Origin of the sequence: Streptomyces sp. NPDC006739 (assembly GCF_042869815.1) — a bacterium.
In the GTDB taxonomy this organism is placed as follows: Bacteria; Actinomycetota; Actinomycetes; order Streptomycetales; family Streptomycetaceae; genus Streptomyces.
Map to the genome: position 1 here is coordinate 272,008 of NZ_JBIAGM010000009.1, position 16,155 is coordinate 288,162.

Genomic DNA, 16,155 nt, shown 5'->3' on the forward strand with positions numbered 1-16,155 from the left:
CAAATGACATTTGCTGGGCCTCTATCGTCATATCCAGGCGCCCCACCTGGAAGCGCACCGTGGGACGCCACGGCGGAGACACCAGGCACCTGTCCAACTCCCCTCAGTGACCGGAGGTTTCCGATGGCCACCGTATCCCCGTCCTGGAACTACACCCTGCACCTCCCGCACGATCCCCGCGCACCGGGTATCGCACGGGGCACCCTGAGACTGGTTCTCGCCGCCCACGGGATGCCGGAGCTGACCCCCACCGCGGAACTCCTGGCAGCGGAGTTGCTGACCAACTCGCACTGCCACACCAGGGGCCCGTACGCCCTCCGCCTCCTCTCCCCGGAACCCGGCCGCCTCCGTGTGGCCGTATGGGACACGGACCCCAGGGTCCCGCCCGCCTTCACGAACGACGCGGCGCCCGAACCCCCGCCGGACGCCGAGCATGGTCGCGGCCTCCCCCTGGTCCGGGCCTGTGCGGACGCCTGGGGCGCGTCGGTGCTGCGCGAGCTGGGCGCGTCCAAGGGCGGCAAGCTGCTGTGGGCCGAGTGCGGAAGTCCGGCGGTGGCGTGGTGAGCGGCGCCGTACTGGCAGGTGGAGCGATGCCCGTTCGTCCGGAGCAGATCATGAGCGCACAGCCCGAGCACGGCTGGGAAGCGATGCCGCTGCCCGAGATCCGGACCGTGGACGACCTGCGCGGTGCGCTGAGCCGCTACGGCTTCCCGGGCGGCCGGGAGCGGTTCGAGGAGGAGCCGGCGGCCGCCATAGGGGCGTCTCCCACCGATGACTTCGCGGCTGCCGCGGCCGTCGTGCGGGTCTGACTGACCCGCTCGCCGACGCCGCGGCTACCGACGGCCCAGGAAGACCGGGTTCGTGAAAGCGGCCAGCGCCCCCGGTACCGCGCCCGCCGCCGTCTCGTGGCGTAGTTCGGCCCGTACGTAGGCCGCGTGCGCGGGTGTCGTGTGCCATTCCACCGTCCCGCTGCCCGTCACCGGCAGGGGGGCGCTGGTCAGCAGGGTTCCCTGGTCGGTGACGAGGCGGACCGTGCAGCGCGGTGCGCCCGACACCTCCAGGCGGACCGCCACCGGGGCGCCGGCGTCGGCCTCCAGACGCTCGCCGATGCCCGCCCGGCGCCCCCGGCCGTCCGTCACCGAGAAGTCCAGCGTCACGTTCTTCGACTCCGCCACGTACGACCGCCCGGCGCGGATGCCGGCCTGGACGGCGTCCCGGGTCAGGTCGTCGGCGAGGACGACCGTCTGGGGGCAGCCGACCGCGTCCGGAGGCCGGTGGGCGTCGCTGTTGCCCATCGCCGGCAGCCACGGGCGGCCCTCCCGCACGGAGGCGACCAGCAGGTTGTCCCACTCGGCGAGCGTGACCTCGTCGTCCGGGGTGTAGGGGCCGTTCCACACCTCCACCGCGTCCGCCTCCGCGAAGCCGAACTTCCAGCCGCAGCCGACGCAGCCGGCGTGCGGGTGGGCGGGGACGACCAGGCCACCGGCCCGGCGGATGTGGCGGGCGAAGCGGCCGAAGCGGTTGTCGCGGGCCCGGTAGCGCCAGTCCACGAAGGTGCCGGGGTCGGTGCCGAGTGCCAGCACATGGCCGTTGCGGGTGGTCACCTCCTCGCCCAGCATGATCAGCAGGTCGTCCCCGGCCAGGTCCGCCCAGTGCGGGTGGGAGGAGTGCGTGTTGTGCTCCGAGGTGTTGATGAAGTCCAGGCCCGCCGCCCGCGCGAGCGCCGCGATCTCGGCCGGGGTGCGGCGGCCGTCGGAGTACACGGAGTGCAGGTGGCAGTCGCCCCGGTACCAGGCCCGGCCCCGGCCGCGGGCCCGCTCGGGCGGGTAGGCGGGCGGGACCGCGGTGCCCGGCTCGCCGTAGGTCAGTGTGATCGTCAGCTCGTACGTCAGGCCCTGGGGTGCCACCGTGTACGGGCCCAGCGCGACCTGCCAGGTGCCCGCGCCGACCGGGCCGGGAACATAGCCCGGCGTCGCGTCGTCCGCGCGGACGAAGAACTCGGTTCGGGCGCCCCCCGACCAGCCCCTGAAGCCCGGGCCGCCGAGGTCGGTGCCGTGCTCGTCGAACAGGCCGATGTCGAGCGCGTTGCCCGGGGTGCCGGCCGGGACGACGGGCCGGTCGTAGCTGTAGGAGACCCTGATCTCCCGTACGCCGGGCGGGACTTCGAACGGTACGTACACGAAGTCGGGGCAGCCGGGCGGCAGGGTGCCGCGTACCGTCCGGGTCTCCTGGCCGCCACCGGGCCGTCCGCCGCCGCCCCGCCCGTCCGCCGCTGCGAAGCTCACGCCTCCCAACGTAAGCGCCGCGGCGGCCCCCGTCACGAACAACGCGCGTCGGCCCGGACCATGCCGTCCGCGATGCCGACCAGTCGGTATGGACATGGGGCCTCCGTGCCGGTACAGATGGGACATGCGTATCGCCGTCACCATCTTCCTCACCGACGAGACCATCGCCCCCGTCCGGCTCGCCCGCGAGCTGGAGGAACGCGGGTTCGCCGGGCTGTATCTGCCCGAGCACACCCACATCCCCGTCGAGCGGACCACCCCGTACCCGGCGGGAGGTGAGCTGCCGCGCGAGTACGGCCGTACCCTCGACCCCTTCGTCGCCCTCGGACAGGCCGCCGCCGTCACCGAGCGGCTCGGCCTCGGTACCGGGATCACGCTGGTCGCCCAGCACGACCCGGTCGACCTGGCCAAGCAGATCGCCACCCTCGACCACCTCTCCGGCGGCCGCTTCACCCTCGGCCTCGGCTACGGCTGGAACGTGGAGGAGGCCGCCGACCACGGCGTCCAGTGGCGCACCCGGCGTGAGCTGACCCGGGACCGCATGGCGCTGATGCGCGCCCTGTGGGCGGAGGAACCCACTTCCTACGAGGGTGAGTTCGGGAGCGTACGGGCCAGCTTCGCGCACCCCAAGCCGGCCCAGGAGCCGCGCGGCCCGGTCGTCGGCCCCCGCACCCTCATCGGCGGAGGGGCCGGGCCCAAGCTGTTCGCGCACATCGCCGAGTACGCCGACGGGTGGCTGCCGATCGGCGGCCGTGGCCTGTCCGAGTCGCTGCCCGTGCTGCGGTCGGCGTGGGCGGACGCCGGCCGCGACCCGGCCGCCCTCCAGGTGGTGCCGTACGCGGTCCTCCCGACGCCGGGCAAGCTCGCCCACTACACGGAGTTGGGCATCGAGGAGGTCGTACTCCAGCTGCCGCCGGCGCGGGAGGCGGAGGTGCTGGGCCTGCTGGACGGGTACGCCGAGTACGTGTAGCCGAAGGGCGCGAGCGAACCGCCTGGGGGCGCGGGGAACTGCGCGACCAGCCGCAGAGTACCGGCACATGCTCCCTCCACCGTACGCACCCACGGCCCCGCTGAACCGGCGGAGCCCCTCCGTATGCTCAGAGAATGACGACTTCCGCGACCTCCGGAACCGGCCCCACCGAGAACTCCATGCGTCGCGCCCTCAAACGCGCCCGGGACGGCGTCGCCCTCGACGTCAGCGAGGCGGCGGTGCTCCTCCAGGCCCGCGGCGAGGCCCTCACCGACCTCGCCGCGTCCGCCGCCCGGGTGCGGGACGCGGGCCTCGAGGCGGCCGGCCGGCCAGGCGTCATCACCTACTCCAAGAGCGTTTTCATCCCCCTCACCCGGCTGTGCCGGGACAAGTGCCACTACTGCACCTTCGTCACCGTCCCCGGCAAGCTGCGCCGGGCCGGCCACGGCATGTTCATGTCCCCGGACGAGGTGCTGGACATCGCCCGGCGCGGTGCCGCGCTCGGCTGCAAAGAGGCCCTGATCACCCTCGGCGACAAGCCCGAGGACCGCTGGCCCGAGGCGCGCGAGTGGCTCGACGCGCACGGCTACGACGACACCATCGCCTACGTCCGCGCCATCTCCATCCGGATCCTGGAGGAGACCGGACTGCTGCCCCACCTCAATCCGGGTGTCATGAGCTGGACGGACTTCCAGCGTCTGAAGCCGGTCGCGCCGAGCATGGGCATGATGCTGGAGACGACCGCGACCCGGCTGTGGTCCGAGCCCGGCGGACCGCACCACGGCTCCCCGGACAAGGAACCCGCCGTACGGCTGCGCGTGCTGGAGGACGCCGGCCGGTCGTCCGTCCCCTTCACCTCCGGCCTGCTGATCGGCATCGGCGAGACCTACGAGGAGCGCGCGGACTCGCTCTTCGCCCTGCGCAAGGTCTCCCGCGCCTACCACGGCATCCAGGAACTGATCATCCAGAACTTCCGCGCCAAGCCCGGCACGGCGATGCGCGGCATGCCGGACGCCGAACTGGACGAGCTGGTGGCCACGGTGGCCGTCGCCCGGCACATCATGGGCCCGAGCGCCTGTCTGCAGGCCCCGCCGAACCTGGTCGACTCCGAGTACGAGCGCCTCATCGGCGCCGGTGTCGACGACTGGGGCGGGGTCTCGCCCCTGACCATCGACCACGTCAACCCCGAGCGGCCCTGGCCGCAGATCGAGGAGCTGGCCGAGAGGTCCGCGGCGGCCGGCTTCACCCTGCGGGAACGTCTCTGCGTCTACCCGGAGTTCGTCCGGCGCGGCGAACCCTGGCTGGACCCCCGGCTGCTGCCGCACGTGCGGGCGCTGGCCGACCCGGAGACCGGGCTGGCCCTGCCGGACGCCGTGGTGGAGGGGCACCCCTGGCAGGAGCCGGAGGAGGCCTTCGTCGCCTCCGGCCGCACCGAGCTGCACAGCACGATCGACACCGAGGGCCGTACGTCCGACCGGCGCGACGACTTCGACGAGGTGTACGGCGACTGGGGCGCCCTGCGCGAGGCCGCCGCCCCCGGCATGGCCCCCGAGCGCATCGACACCGACGTCCGCGAGGCCCTGCGCACCGCCGCCGACGACCCGACGCGGCTGACCGACGCGGAGGCGCTCGCCCTGCTGCACGCCGACGGCCCGGCGCTGGACGCGCTGACCCGGATCGCCGACGACGTGCGCCGCTCGGCGGTCGGCGACGACGTGACGTACATCGTCACCCGCAACATCAACTTCACCAACGTCTGCTACACCGGCTGCCGTTTCTGCGCCTTCGCCCAGCGCCGCACCGACGCCGACGCCTACACGCTCTCCCTGGAGCAGGTGGCCGACCGGGCCCAGCAGGCCTGGGAGGTCGGCGCCGTCGAGGTGTGCATGCAGGGCGGCATCCATCCCGACCTGCCGGGGACGGCGTACTTCGACATCGCCAGGGCGGTGAAGGAGCGGGTGCCCGGCATGCACGTGCACGCCTTCTCCCCGATGGAGGTCGTCAACGGCGCGACCCGCACCGGGCTGTCGATCCGCGAGTGGCTGACGGCGGCCAAGGAGGCGGGCCTGGACACGATTCCCGGCACGGCCGCCGAGATCCTCGACGACGAGGTCCGCTGGGTGCTGACCAAGGGCAAACTGCCCACGGCCACCTGGATCGAGGTGATCACGACCGCCCACGAGGTGGGCATCCGGTCCTCCTCCACGATGATGTACGGCCATGTCGACCAGCCCCGCCACTGGCTCGGCCATCTGCGCACCCTGGCCCGCATCCAGCAGCGGACCGGCGGCTTCACCGAGTTCGTGACGCTGCCCTTCATCCACACCAACGCGCCCGTCTACCTGGCGGGCATCTCCAGGCCCGGACCGACCGTCCGCGACAACCGGGCGGTCACCGCGATGGCGAGGCTCCTGCTGCACCCGTACATCCCCAACATCCAGACGAGCTGGGTCAAACTGGGCGCGGAGGGTGCGGCGGAGATGCTCCGCTCCGGCGCCAACGACCTGGGCGGCACCCTGATGGAGGAGACGATCTCCCGCATGGCGGGCTCCTCCTACGGCTCCTACAAGTCGGTCAAGGACCTGATCGCGGTCGCGGAGGCGGCGGGCCGCCCGGCCAGGCCGCGCACCACCCTGTACGGCGAGGTCCCGGAGGAGCGACGGCGGGCGGCGGCGGTCTCGGACGGGCACCTGCCGGAGCTGCTGCCGGTGCTGGACTGAGCCCCCGGCGGACGAGCCGGTCCGGACGGGCCGGTCACAGTACGATGATCCGACCCCTGTTCGAAGGGGGCCCTGGCTCCGCTAGCTGAGGAGATGCGTACCCGTGCCTGCCCTACTGCCCTCGTGGGCCTGGGTCTCCGGCCTGACGGCGGCGGCGACGGCGGCCGTCGTCGTCCTCGCCGTACAGGCGGACCACGGACCGCACCCCAAGGCCGCGGCGGCGCGCCCCAGCGCCTCGGCGTCGAAGGGCGCGCACTCCCCGTCCGCCGCCTCGGCCAAGCCGTCGCCGGCCCCGGCCCTCCCGGCGGCCTCCGGCACCGGCCGCCGGGTCGTCTACGCGCTGGGCCAGAAGCGGGTGTGGCTGGTGGACGCGAGCGACAAGGCGACCCGCAGCTTCCCGGTCTGGCCGGGTACGGTGAGCCCCGACCCGGGCACCTACACGATCTCCAGGACCCTGGCGTCCACGACCGGCTCCGACGGCGTGCCGATCGAGCACATCCTGTACTTCGCCAACAAGTCGGGCCTGTCGGTCGCCTTCTCCAACGCGGTCGACGGCTCCTCCCCGCCGCCCGTCGCCGCCGGCAAGCGGACCAGTGGCATCCGGATGCCGAAGGCGGACGGCGCGGCGCTGTGGACCTTCGGCACGGAGCCGAACACCCGGGTGACGGTCGTCAGGTAGCGGTTCTCAGGCGGCCGGGCGGTCGGGGAGCCGGACGACGACCAGGCTGATCCCGGTGAGCACCAGGACCCGGGTCGCCGCCTCCAGCCCGTTCCAGGTCTTCGACTGCCACATCGCGAACCACTCCCCGCCGATGGCGATGAACCCCGCGCCGAACAGCAGCATCAGCATCAGCAGCCCGTAGGTGGAGAAGCGGCGGGCGAGGTCGTCCCTGCGCCGCGCCCAGAGCCAGGTCCCCCAGATCAGCACCAGGGCGGCCACGGTCTCCCACACGATGATGAGGACGTACGCGGTGTCCTGGAGGGCGGTGCTGGTGATCGCCCGCCACATCAGGTTGTCGTCCTTGAAGGTGGTGTCCATCGCCAGCACATGCCGGACGAACTGCTGGTTGGTGCCGAAGTCGGTGATGTTGCCCAGCGCGACGAGGGCGATGTAGAGGGCGACGGTGCCGGTGAGCACACCGGCGGCCAGTCTGAGGCCGGAGTTGCCCGTGGGGGTGGTGGGGGTGGTGGTCATGGCTGGATTCTCCCCTGCCCGGACCCCTTCCTCCCATCGGCATTGAGCCAGAATGAACGGGCGGACTTTCGGGGGAGGGGCGGACGAATGGCGCAGGCAGGGCCGTCGATGCAGGAGCTGATCGCCCGGCGCAGACGGGCCGGGTTCGTGGGGCGCGGTGCCGAACGGGCCGCGTTCCGGGCGAACTTCGCCCTTCCGCCCGAGGACGAACGCCACCGCTTCCTGTTCCACGTCCACGGCAACGCGGGCGTCGGGAAGACCTTCCTCGTCAGGGAGTTCGAGCAGATCGCCCGGGACGCCGGGGCGTTGACGGCGTACGTCGACGAGGGCGCCGGGAGCGTGCCCGAGGCGATGGCGGTGATCGGCCGTCAACTCGCCGCCCAAGGACACCGGTTGAAGGAACTCGACCGGATGCTGGCCGCACACGCCGAACGGCGCCGGGAGGCGGAGTCGGCCACCGTCGCCGTACCGGAGCCGGACGGCCCGTCGGCGGGCAGCCTGGCGGCGGCCCGGGCGGGGCTGGTCGGCCTCGGCATGGTCCCGGTGGCCGGTGCCTTCGCCGCAGCCCTGGACGCGGACCGGCTCGCCCAGGGCGCCGACCGGCTGCGGGCGCGCTTCCGCACCCAGGAGGACGCGCTGCTGGTGCTGTCCCCGGCGCGGGTCCTGACCCCGGTCCTGGTGACCGGGCTGGCCGCCGCCGCGGCCACCGTCCCCTGGCTCGTGCTGTTCCTCGACACCTACGAGCGCACCGGCCCGTTCCTCGACGGCTGGCTGCGCGACCTGATGACCACCGACCGGCACGGCGCCCTGCCCGCCAACGTCGTCGTGGTGACATCCGGCCAACGCCCCTTCGACACCGCCCGCTGGGGCGGCTTCGCCGACTTCATGGCCGACCTGCCGCTCGGACCCTTCACGGAGTCGGAGGCCCGCGGGCTGCTCGCGGACCGGGGTGTGCGGGACGAGCCGGTCGTCGCCGAGGTGCTGCGGCTCACCGGCGGCCTGCCTGTGCTGGTGTCGACCCTCGCCGAGTCCCGGCCGGCCGGCCCGGACGAGGTCGACGACCCGAGCGCGGACGCCGTGGAGCGGTTCCTGAGGTGGGAGCCGGACCCGGTACGGCGCGGGGTCGCCCTGGCCTGCGCGCTGCCCCGGCGGCTGGACGCGGACGTGTTCCGGGCGGTGGTGGACTGCGAGGAGAGCGAACTCGACCCGCTCTACGGCTGGCTGAGGGAGCTGCCGTTCGTCGACGCCCGCGGGGAGCGGGTGCGGTACCACGACGTCGTACGGGCGCCGATGCTGCGGTTGCTGCGCAGCCGGTCGCCGCGCGGATGGGTGGAGCGGCAGCGGCGGCTGGCCGGTGTGTTCGAGCGGTGGCGGGCGGAGGCCGGGGAGGGGCGGGACGGCCCCGCGCGCTGGGCGGACGAGCAGTGGCGGGAGCTGCGGCTGGCGGAGTCGTACCACCTGCTGTGCGCCGGACCGGACCAGGCGCTGCCCGGCGTGCTGCGGGACCTGGTCGATGCCTGCCGTACCGGTGACACCACGGCCGGGCGGTGGGTGCGCGCGCTGGCCGACGCGGGGCAGGACGCCGAGGCGGCGGCCGTGGCCGGCTGGGGCCGGGAGCTGGCGGAGGCCTTCGACGGCGGCGGGGTGGCGGCCGTGCTCGGGCTGCTGCTGCGCCGGGGCGTGCCGGAGGACGAGCGGACCCGGGCGCTGGCGCACGCCGTACGGGCGGACGCGCTGCGCGACGGCGGCGCGCACGAGGAGGCGCTGGCCGAGTACGGCCGCGCCCTCGCCCTGGACGCCGGGCTGGTCCGGGCCCACCGCGGCCGGGCCGAGACGCGCTGGCGCCTCGGGGACCGGGAGGGAGCCGTCCATGACCTGGACCGGGCCGTGGCCCTCGCGCCGGACGACGCGCTGGGCCACGCGCTGCGGGGCGAATACCACCGCATGCTGCGCCATCACGCGGAGGCGGTCCGTGACCTGGACGAGGCGATCCGGCTCGACGCGGCGAGCGATTTCGCGTGGGCGTCCCGGGGCGCGGCACGGGAGCGCAACGGCGAGTACGAGGCGGCGCTGGCCGACCTGAGCCGGGCGCTGGAGCTGAGGCCGGACTACGCCTGGGCGCTGGGCCGCCGGGCCCGGGTGTGGCGCGGGCTGGCCGACCCCGCCCGGCAGCTGGCCGACCTGGACCGGGCCCTGGCCCTGTGGCCCGACTGGGGCTGGGGGCACTGTGAGCGCGGCCACGCGCTGCGGGCGGCCGGCCGGCACGAGGAGGCCCTGGCCGACTACGACCAGGCGCTCGCCATCGACCCCGGCTACCCCTCCGCGCACGCCGGCCGTGGCGCGGCGCTGGCCGGCCTGGGCCGCCACGAGGAGGCACGCGCCGCGCTGGCCCGGGCCGCGCTCGAGGGGGCCCGACCGGATTCTTGACGGGCGAAGCGCTCACAGCTGGGCGGTAATGACCCGTCGGGGTCGGTTTGCCCCGCTCAACGGACCGTTCCTGGTCGATTACAGTGCTGAGCGTCGTACGGACGGACGGTGCCGTGAGGAGGTCTGCGTGGGTGCGACATCCGGTGCCGTCTGGGGCCGTGCCGAACAGCAGGACTTCCGCAGCCGGGTGCGCGGCACCCTGCTCGGGGCCGCCGTCGGCGACGCCCTGGGCGGGCCCGTCGACACGCTCGGACTGGACGAGATCCGCACCTCGTACGGCCCGGAGGGCCTCGTCGACCTCCCCTACGGGTACGGGCGGCGCGGTGCCGTCACCCATCACACCCAGCTCATGCTCTTCAGCGTGGACGGTCTGATACGCGCCCAGGTGCGGCGCGACACCGGTGCCTGGCATCCGCCGACCGATCTGCACCGGGCGTATCTGCGCTGGGCGGCCACCCAGCGGGACTGGGGCCCGGACGAGCGCCGCAAGGACGACGGCTGGCTGGCCCGGGAGGAGTGGCTGTACGCCCGGCGGGATCCGAGCCGGGCGCTGCTGCTCGGGCTCGGGGACGAGACCATGGGCACGCTCGACTCGCCGAAGAACCCCGGGGAGAGCGGCCCGGAGGCCGTCGCCCGCTCCGCTCCCTTCGGGCTGCTGGTCGGCTGGGAGCCGCAGCTGGTGGTGCAGCTGGCCGTGGAGTGCGCGGCCCAGACCCACGGGCATCCGGTCGCCTGTCTGTCGGCGGGCGCGTACGCCGTGATCGTGCACGGGCTGGCCCGGGGCGAGAGCCTGGACGGTGCCGTGCAGCGGGCGCTGTCCCTGCTCGCCCCCCGGCCGGGCCACGAGCCGGTCACCGACGCCCTCCAGCACGCCCTGGGCGCGGTACGGCAGGGCATGCCCAACCCGGCCCGGGTCGAGGACCTGGTGGGGGAGGGGACGGCCGAGGGCCTGCTGGCCTGCTCCGTGTACTGCGCCCTGGTCGGCGAGGACGTACGGCACGGGCTGTGCCTCGCGGTGAACCAGGGCGGCCCCTCGGGCGCGGCCGGCATCCTCACCGGCGGCCTGCTCGGCGCCCTGCACGGCGAGACGGCCCTCCCGCCGGCCTGGCTGGCCGAGCTGGAGGGCCGTCCCACGATCCTGGAGCTGGCGGACGACTTCGCGATGGAGATGACCCAGGGCCCCGCCCTGCACGGGCCCGCCGGGTCCTCGCCGGGGTGGCTGGCGAGGTACCCGAGGGCTTGAGCCCTGGTCGGGGGCCGGGTCAGGTCCGGTCCGGCGTGCCGGTGCCCACCACGTCGTCCCCGGCCCCGGCGGGTACGGGGACGGCCAGGGCCTCGGTGCCGTCGTCGTCCGTGTTGATCCGTTCGATGACCGCCAGGCGTTCCGGGGTGTCCTCCGGCCTCAGGTAGCCGACGACGATGTACAGGACCAGGGAGACGGCCAGCGGGACCGAGACCTGGTACTGCAGCGGGACGCCGCCGTGGACGTTCCAGTTGATCGGGTAGTTGACCAGCCAGAAGGCCAGCAGGCCCGCCGCCCAGCTGGTGAGCGCGGCCGTCGGGCCGGAGCGGCGGAACCGGCGCAGCAGGCCGAGCATCATCGGGATGGCGATCGGGCCCATCAGACCGGCGACCCACTTGATGACGACGGTGATGATGTCCTTGAACGCGGGGGTGTTGACCTGCGTGGCCACGGACATGGACAGGCCGAGGAAGACCACCGTGGTCACCCGGGCAGCGACCAGGGCCGGGCGCCGGCCCCACTCCCGGGCCCGACGCGACAGCACCGGGGCCACGTCCCGGGTGAAGACGGCCGCGATCGCGTTGGCGTCGGAGGAGCACATGGCCATGGTGTGCGAGAAGAAGCCGACGACGACCAGGCCCAACAGACCGTGCGGGAGGAGTTGTTCGGTCATCAGGGCGTAGGAGTCGGAGCCGTCCGGCTTCTTGGCGTGGACCAGCAGCGGGGACATCCACATGGGGAAGAACAGGACCACCGGCCAGACCAGCCAGAGGGCCGCCGACAGGCGCGCGGACCGGGTCGCCTCCCGGGCGTCGCGTGTGGCCATGTAGCGCTGGGCCTGGTTGAGCATGCCGCCGTTGTACTCGAAGAGCTTGATGAAGAGGAAGGCCAGCAGGAAGACCGTGCCGTAGGGGCCGACCAGGGGTCTGCCGTGGCCGTGCAGGGCCGGCTGGTCCCAGGCGCCGAGGAAGCCGATGTCCTTGTCGTGCAGTTTCGCGACGACGGCGATGAACATCGACAGGCCGGCCAGCAACTGGATGACGAACTGGCCGAGTTCGGTCAGCGCGTCCGCCCACAGTCCGCCGATCGTGCAGTACACGGCGGTGATCGCGCCGGTGATGAGGATGCCCTGGTTGAGGGAGACGCCGGTGAAGACCGACAGCAGGGTGGCGATGGCCGCCCACTTGGCGCCCACGTCCACGATCTTCAGCAGCATGCCGGACCAGACGAGCGCCTGCTGGGTGGGCAGGTTGTAACGGTTCTTCAGGTACTCCAGCGGGGAGGCCACATGGAGCCGGGAGCGCAGCCGGTTGACGCGCGGCGCGAACAGTTTCGAGCCGATGGCGATGCCCAGCGCGATCGGGAAGGACCAGGTGACGAAGGAGGTGACGCCGTAGGTGTAGGCGATGCCGGCGTACCCGGTGAACATCACGGCGCTGTAGCCCGACATGTGGTGCGAGATGCCGGACAGCCACCAGGGCATCTTGCCGCCGGCGGTGAAGAAGTCGCTGACGGTGTCGACCCGCTTGTGCGACCAGAAGCCGATCGCGACCATGACGCCGAAATAGCCGATGAGCACGGTCCAGTCGAGACCGTTCATGTGCGCCCTCCCTGGGTTCGCCCGGCGCTCATCGTCAGCGCTGCCGCGTGAACACGACAAGTAATCGACGCGTCAAGGGATGGCAAAGATGTTCGACGTGATGGCCTTTGTTCACGCATATGAACTCAGCGCATCAGCTCCCCCGCGTTGACCAGCAGCGACTGTCCCGTGATCGCCCGCGCCCGGTCCGACGCCAGGAACACCGCCGCGTCCGCCACATCCCCGTCCGTCGCCAGCTCCGGCAGCGCCATCCGCTCGGCCAGCCGCCCCAGCACCTCCGCCTCCGGCACCCCCTCGCCCTGCGCGGTGAACCGCACGTACGCCTGCACCGGCGGCCCCCACATCCAGCCCGGCAGCACGGTGTTGACCCGGATCCGGTCCGGTCCCAGCTCCCGCGCCAACGAGTACATCGCGCTGGTCAGCGCCCCCTTCGAGGCGGCGTACGCGGCCTGCCTCACCTGCGAGGGCGCCGCCACCGCCGACTGCGTCCCGATGAACACCACCGAGCCGCCCCCGCCCGCCCGCAGCGCCGGCAGGCAGACCCGCGTCATCCGCAGGGTCCCCAGCAGGTTCACGTCGATGACCGACCGCCAGGTCGCGAAGTCGGCGTCCTCGACCCCGCCGAAGTAGGAGTCCCAGGCCGCCACGTGCACCACCGCGTCGATCCCGCCGAACCGCTCCCGCGCCAGCTCCGCCAGCGCCGCGCACTGCCCCTCGTCGGTGACGTCCGTCGCCCGGTACGCCGTGCGCTCCCCCCGTGGATCGATCTCGGCCGCGCTCTTGGCGAGGTTCGCCTCGGTGCGCGCCCCGAGCACCGCGTTCCCGCCGTCCCGTACGACCGCCGCCGCCACCTGGTGGCCGAGACCGGCCCCGACCCCCGACACCACGACCGTCCGGCCCGCGAGCAGTGACATGGAGAACCTCCCGGCTCTGGCGCTTTATCTGACGGAGCGTCAGAGTATGGGCGACCGCAGGAGGACGGAAGGGGAGCGCCATGTCCGAGGAGACCCGCAGCGACACGTACGCGGAACTGGCCGCCGTCGGCCCGTACGGCGTCCACCCCGGCCACGCCCTGATCACCATGGTCGAGCCGCACCCCGGCCACGAGTACGCCTACAACCGCTGGTACGAGGACGACCACTACTACGCCGGCGCCATGGCCATGCCCTGGATGTACGCCGGCCGCCGCTGGGTCGCCACGCGGGACCTGCGGCTGCTGCGCTACCCGGAGAAGTCGGCCGTCGCCCAGCCGGTCACCGCCGGCTGCTACCTCTCGACGTACTGGATCACCGACGGCCGCTACGACGACCACATGCGGTGGACCGTCGCCATCAACAAACGCCTCAACCGCGACGCCCGCGTCTACCAGGACCGCACCCACGTCTTCACCGCCTTCCAGGACCACCAGGCGACGGTGTACCGGGACGGAGCGGCGGGCCCGCGCGACTTCCACGCCCTCGACCACCCCTACGCCGGGCTGGTCGTCGAGGTCGTCGACGCCGAGTCCGCCGAGCGGCGGGCCGAACTGCTGGAGTGGCTGCGGGCCCGCCGGCTGCCCCGGCGGCTGGCGGGTTCCCCGGCGGCGATGGTCACCGTCTTCCGGCCCACCCCGCTGCCCGGCGATCGCATGACCTACGTCAAACAGGTCGAGGGCGTCGACACCCGGCTGACCCTGCTGTGGTTCCTGGAGGCGGACCCACGGGAGTGCTGGGAGCGCTTCGACGGGCTGGACACGGAGGTGGAGGAGTCGGGGCTGGGCCGGGTCGAACTGGTGGCGCCGTTCATCCCGACGGTGCCGGGCACCGACCGCTACGTCGACGCCCTCCGCTGAGGCGGGCGCCCGGGACTCAGCGGGACGACGGCTTCAGCTCGTCCGGGCAGGGCGTACCGCGCGGAAGCTGGTACGGCGCCGCCAACCGGTACGTCCCCGCCCTCGGCGCCAGCAGCATCGTCCACTTGTCCCCCTTCTCGTCCTGCGGGGTCTCCATCAGGCAGCCGTTGACGTTGTCGTACGTCTTCGGCGTGCCCTTGGCCCGGTGCTTGGAGGCCTGCGTCTCCTGCGGCGGCTTCAGGCTCTTGCCGTGGGCGTCGACGATGCTCAGCCACGGGGAGTAGGGGATGCGGATGAGGATGCGGCCCGCCTTGCTGACCTCCAGGGTCATCTCGCCCTGCTCGGCCCGGTCGACGACCGCGTTGGGCTCGGCGAGCGGGGTCGGGTCGGTGACCTTGAACAGCTGCCAGTTCGCGTCACCCCAGATCTGCGTGAGGTACGGCATCCCGCGCTGCACGAGTGCCCGCTCGCGCTGGCCGCCGTCACCGTCCGGCTCGCCCTTGGGCAGCACGACGAAGTGCACGGACCAGCGTTGCAGCCACTCGTGGTAGTTCGCCGAGTTGAGGGTGTCGTCGTAGAAGAGCGGGTTGCGCTCCATGTCGGCCTGGCGGTTCCAGCCCCGGGCCAGGTTGACGTACGGCGCCAGCGCGGAGGCCTCGCGGTGCGAGCGGGCCGGGACCACCTCGACGCGGCCCTTCTCCGCGCCGACGTGCTGCAGCTCGTTGACCAGGGGGGCCAGTTCGCGCGCCCAGGAGGCGGCCGGGGTCGTGTGGATGATGTCGTCGACCGACTTGAAGCCGATCCAGCCGACCAGGCCGAGACAGCCCAGCACGGTCAGGTACCACTTGCGCGAACGCGGCACCGTGAAGGGCAGGGCCGCGACCAGCGTCACGCCCGCGAACAGCATCGGCAGCCGCGAGATGTTCGACCCGATCTGCGAGCTGACCAGCCACACCAGGACGACACCCAGGCTGTAGACGGCGGCGGTCAGCCGGAGCGTCTTCCACTGCCTGGGCACGAGGAAGAGGCACAGCAGCCCGTACGCCAGCGGCAGGATCACCGAGCCGATGGTCATCGGCTGGGTGCCGGAGAAAGGGAACAGCCAGGCGGAGACGGCGACCACCGCCGACGGCGCGAGCCCCAGCGCCCAGGCGCCCGGACGCCGCTTCTGCAGGAACAGCGCGACCGCGACCAGCCCCACGAACAGGCCGGCGACCGGCGAGGACATGGTCGCGAGGGCCGCCATGGAGGCCGCGACCAGGGCCTTCGCCCAGCGTTTGTGACGCCAGCGGTAGGGCCAGCAGAAGACGGCGGCGACCGCCGCGAGCGCGAACATCGTGCCCAGACCGAAGGTCACTCGGCCGGAGATGGCGTTGCAGATCAGCGCGAACACACCGGCCAGCGCGCACCACAGGGGGTTGCGCACCGAGCGACTGCGGATGAGGATCATCGTGAGCAGGCCGGCCGAGACCGTCCCGGCGATCATCATGGTGGTACGGACCCCGAGCACCGACATCAGGTACGGCGACACCACGCTGTACGACACCGGGTGCATACCGCCGTACCACGCGAGGTTGTACGCCGAGTCGGGGTGCCGGCCGACGAACTCAGCCCACGCGTCCTGCGCCGCGAGGTCGCCGCCGCTGTTCGCGAACGTGAAGAACCAGACGATGTGCAGGATCCCGGCGAGCGCGGTCATGGACAGGACCGGATGGCCGAGCATCCGCTGCCGCAGGGGTTCGGCGCGGGCGAGCAGACGGGCGCGGCGGCCGGTACCGCCGGCCGGGCCCGGGTCAGCCCCGGCCGCGGGCGGGCGTATTCGCGGGCCGGTCTCCTGACCCGGTTGGGCGTCGTCGGCGCGTGTCGGCTCCGCTGTGGCCACCT

13 protein-coding genes are annotated in these 16,155 nt (G+C 73.0%); 8 read left to right on the top strand and 5 right to left on the bottom strand.

Annotated elements, in window-relative coordinates; all coding sequences use genetic code 11:
- Positions 1 to 123: 123 nt before the first annotated feature.
- Both ACFYMM_RS20510 and ACFYMM_RS20515 read left to right on the top strand, forming a co-directional pair.
- Positions 124 to 564 (top strand): ATP-binding protein, encoded by a 441-nt coding sequence (locus ACFYMM_RS20510; protein ID WP_388388444.1) that lies wholly within the window; start codon positions 124 to 126, stop codon positions 562 to 564.
- A gap of 50 nt (positions 565 to 614) precedes the next feature.
- On the top strand, positions 615 to 809 hold the full coding sequence (locus tag ACFYMM_RS20515; RefSeq protein WP_388388446.1) for a hypothetical protein: 195 nt from the start codon (positions 615 to 617) through the stop codon (positions 807 to 809).
- Between the two features lie 24 nt (positions 810 to 833).
- Here the strand turns inward: ACFYMM_RS20515 and ACFYMM_RS20520 are convergent, their stop codons facing one another.
- Complete coding sequence (locus tag ACFYMM_RS20520; RefSeq protein ID WP_388388448.1) at positions 834 to 2,381, bottom strand: CehA/McbA family metallohydrolase; 1,548 nt, start codon at positions 2,379 to 2,381, stop codon at positions 834 to 836.
- Between the two features lie 28 nt (positions 2,382 to 2,409).
- Between ACFYMM_RS20520 and ACFYMM_RS20525 the strand changes: the two genes are divergently transcribed.
- From ACFYMM_RS20525 to ACFYMM_RS20535, 3 genes are all read left to right on the top strand, one after another.
- Positions 2,410 to 3,255 carry an LLM class F420-dependent oxidoreductase gene (locus ACFYMM_RS20525; protein WP_388388450.1) on the top strand — a complete coding sequence of 282 codons (846 nt, stop codon included), beginning with the start codon at positions 2,410 to 2,412 and terminating at the stop codon, positions 3,253 to 3,255.
- Positions 3,256 to 3,389: 134 nt separating this feature from the next.
- Positions 3,390 to 5,975, top strand: coding sequence for a bifunctional FO biosynthesis protein CofGH (locus ACFYMM_RS20530; RefSeq protein WP_388388452.1), 2,586 nt, complete (start codon positions 3,390 to 3,392; stop codon positions 5,973 to 5,975).
- 103 nt (positions 5,976 to 6,078) lie between these two features.
- A complete protein-coding gene (locus ACFYMM_RS20535; protein WP_388388454.1) occupies positions 6,079 to 6,654 on the top strand; it encodes a hypothetical protein in 576 nt (191 codons plus the stop codon).
- Positions 6,655 to 6,660: 6 nt separating this feature from the next.
- Here the strand turns inward: ACFYMM_RS20535 and ACFYMM_RS20540 are convergent, their stop codons facing one another.
- Positions 6,661 to 7,170, bottom strand: a complete 510-nt coding sequence (locus ACFYMM_RS20540) for a DUF2165 domain-containing protein (protein ID WP_388388457.1) — start codon at positions 7,168 to 7,170, stop codon at positions 6,661 to 6,663.
- 87 nt (positions 7,171 to 7,257) lie between these two features.
- Here ACFYMM_RS20540 and ACFYMM_RS20545 point away from each other — a divergent pair, with 87 nt between their 5' ends.
- Positions 7,258 to 9,597 (top strand): tetratricopeptide repeat protein, encoded by a 2,340-nt coding sequence (locus ACFYMM_RS20545; protein ID WP_388388459.1) that lies wholly within the window; start codon positions 7,258 to 7,260, stop codon positions 9,595 to 9,597.
- A 127-nt stretch (positions 9,598 to 9,724) separates the two neighbouring features.
- The gene (locus tag ACFYMM_RS20550; RefSeq protein ID WP_388388461.1) at positions 9,725 to 10,840 is read left to right on the top strand and encodes an ADP-ribosylglycohydrolase family protein; all 1,116 of its coding nucleotides are present in this window, start codon (positions 9,725 to 9,727) and stop codon (positions 10,838 to 10,840) included.
- Positions 10,841 to 10,859: 19 nt separating this feature from the next.
- Here ACFYMM_RS20550 and ACFYMM_RS20555 read toward each other — a convergent pair whose 3' ends face one another.
- Entirely contained in the window at positions 10,860 to 12,440 is a 1,581-nt protein-coding gene (locus ACFYMM_RS20555; RefSeq protein WP_388388464.1) for a sodium:solute symporter family protein, read from the bottom strand.
- Positions 12,441 to 12,565: 125 nt separating this feature from the next.
- On the bottom strand, positions 12,566 to 13,354 hold the full coding sequence (locus ACFYMM_RS20560; protein WP_388388467.1) for an SDR family oxidoreductase: 789 nt from the start codon (positions 13,352 to 13,354) through the stop codon (positions 12,566 to 12,568).
- Between the two features lie 80 nt (positions 13,355 to 13,434).
- Between ACFYMM_RS20560 and ACFYMM_RS20565 the strand changes: the two genes are divergently transcribed.
- Positions 13,435 to 14,271 carry a hypothetical protein gene (locus ACFYMM_RS20565; RefSeq protein ID WP_388388469.1) on the top strand — a complete coding sequence of 279 codons (837 nt, stop codon included), beginning with the start codon at positions 13,435 to 13,437 and terminating at the stop codon, positions 14,269 to 14,271.
- Positions 14,272 to 14,287: 16 nt separating this feature from the next.
- Here the strand turns inward: ACFYMM_RS20565 and ACFYMM_RS20570 are convergent, their stop codons facing one another.
- Positions 14,288 to 16,153: an MFS transporter gene (locus ACFYMM_RS20570; RefSeq protein ID WP_388388471.1), complete on the bottom strand. Its 1,866-nt coding sequence runs from the start codon at positions 16,151 to 16,153 to the stop codon at positions 14,288 to 14,290.
- Positions 16,154 to 16,155 lie beyond the last annotated feature (2 nt).